Below are 1,770 nucleotides of genomic sequence, written 5' to 3' on the forward strand. Positions count from 1 at the left end.
GGTCGTGGGGCGCACTCATCAAGCAGGATTCGCATAGGCTGTCAGCATTTCCTTTGCCAATTCAAGGGCTGCGATCGCATGCTCACGGCTAACACTGGGAAAATGCTCTAAGAATTCGTCGAGTGGATCCCCTGCTTTGAGATAATCGAGCAAAGTTTTTATTGGCACACGAGTTCCAACAAAAACAGGGGTTCCTCCCAGGATGTCAGGGTCGCTATGAATAACACGGGCTGCGGTTTTCATGTCCGTTATTCCGTATACTAGGAGTTTCTCTAATTTTAGCCTACCGCTAACTGCTCCGAACTTATTTAATCTGAATTGATATCCTCATCTTGTTTGCTGGCAATGGTGATAGCCTGCTAACTGGCGGTGATGACGCCGATCAGTTTTGGATTGCGGCGGCGGCTTTTCCCAGCACTGCTAACACCATTACTGACTTTGAGTTGGATGTTGATGTACTGGTGATGAGCGGTCTAGGGGTCACCTTTGAAGATATTGCGATCGCTCAAAATCAGGATAATATTTTAACCAGTACTTTAGGTCAAGACTTGGCTGTTCTGAAGGAAGTTCAGGGCAGTGCTCTTGAGAGCGATAATTTTCTTTTCCTGTAAACAAAAAAAAGAACGGGAGGTAGTATTTTCCGGAATCCTGATTCCTTGACTGTAGTTTACAGTAGGACGCGAGGCAACATTCACGCTAACCATAAGTAGACAGCGTAAAGTGGTTGGTGTAAACCTGTTATTAGCTTGGTTCGTCGTTGATTCAATAATTCCCTATTTCCACTGATGTCGCTACTCAGTTTGGAAGGAATACTGGTGAAAATTAGAGCAATTCTCTAAACTAAACATATTGAGGAATAGTGATATGGATGAAGTGGTTAGAAAGGTTGCTGCACTAGGCTTACCTGGTGTGATACTTCTGATTGCGATGGCAACAACGGGATTCACTGGAGCAGCAGCGATCACAGCGGCTTTGGCAATGTTAGGTCCATTCGGAATGATCGGAGGCATTGCTTTCCTTGGGGTGGTGGGAATAGCTGCTGATGGCTTATCGAAATTCGGACTTGAAGCGTTACTGGTTGGAATATATAAACAGCGCCAACAAGAAGGAGAATCTAAAGCATCTCTCTGTAAAGAGATTGAACGGTTAATGGTTTCTGCTGATTTGAAACGCAAACTCAAAGAAGAATTATAGACTGTTTCTAAAGTAAATATTATTGGTGGGTTACGGGGGACAGCTCTGTTAACAGGTGAGCTTTTAAAGTCCTCGCCGCCTAACCCACCCTACGTGGCTGATTTAAGCAAAGTTTAACAAACAGTCTCTTAGGTATTTCAAAATAAGATGCGTTTCCACTGTTATTTCCACTGATTTCGTTACTCAGTTTGGAGGGAATACTGGTGAACATTATATCAACTTTATAAGCTAACAATATTGAGGTATAGTGATATGGATGAAGTGGTTAGAAAGGTTGCTGCACTAGGCTTACCTGGTGTGATACTTCTGATTGCTATGGCAACAACGGGATTTACTGGAGCAGCAGCGATCACAGCGGCTTTGGCAATGTTAGGTCCATTCGGAATGATCGGAGGCATTGCTTTCCTTGGGGTTGTGGGAATAGCTGCTGATGGCTTATCGAAATTCGGACTTGAAGCGTTACTGGTTGGAATATATAAACAGCGCCAACAAGAAGGAGAATCTAAAGCATCTCTCTGTAAAGAGATTGAACGGTTAATGGTTTCTGCTGATTTGAAACGCAAACTCAAAGAAGAA

The 1,770-nt window shown here is 43.6% G+C and carries 4 protein-coding genes; 3 read left to right on the plus strand and 1 reads right to left on the minus strand.

The genetic code is table 11. From position 1 onward, the window contains the following. Positions 1-18 precede the first annotated feature (18 nt). Complete coding sequence (locus F6K57_RS32480; protein ID WP_075900924.1) at positions 19-243, minus strand: DUF433 domain-containing protein; 225 nt, start codon at positions 241-243, stop codon at positions 19-21. An 89-nt stretch (positions 244-332) separates the two neighbouring features. Here F6K57_RS32480 and F6K57_RS32485 point away from each other — a divergent pair, with 89 nt between their 5' ends. The 3 genes from F6K57_RS32485 to F6K57_RS32495 form a co-directional block, all read left to right on the plus strand. Continuing rightward, entirely contained in the window at positions 333-611 is a 279-nt protein-coding gene (locus F6K57_RS32485) for a hypothetical protein (RefSeq protein WP_293017328.1), read from the plus strand. A gap of 253 nt (positions 612-864) precedes the next feature. Beyond that, a complete protein-coding gene (locus tag F6K57_RS32490; RefSeq protein WP_293017327.1) occupies positions 865-1,194 on the plus strand; it encodes a hypothetical protein in 330 nt (109 codons plus the stop codon). A gap of 252 nt (positions 1,195-1,446) precedes the next feature. Next, a partial coding sequence (locus F6K57_RS32495) for a hypothetical protein (RefSeq protein ID WP_293072158.1) occupies positions 1,447-1,770 on the plus strand: 324 nt, incomplete at its 3' end.

The organism is Moorena sp. SIO4A5, assembly GCF_010672005.1.
Taxonomy (GTDB): domain Bacteria; phylum Cyanobacteriota; class Cyanobacteriia; order Cyanobacteriales; family Coleofasciculaceae; genus Moorena.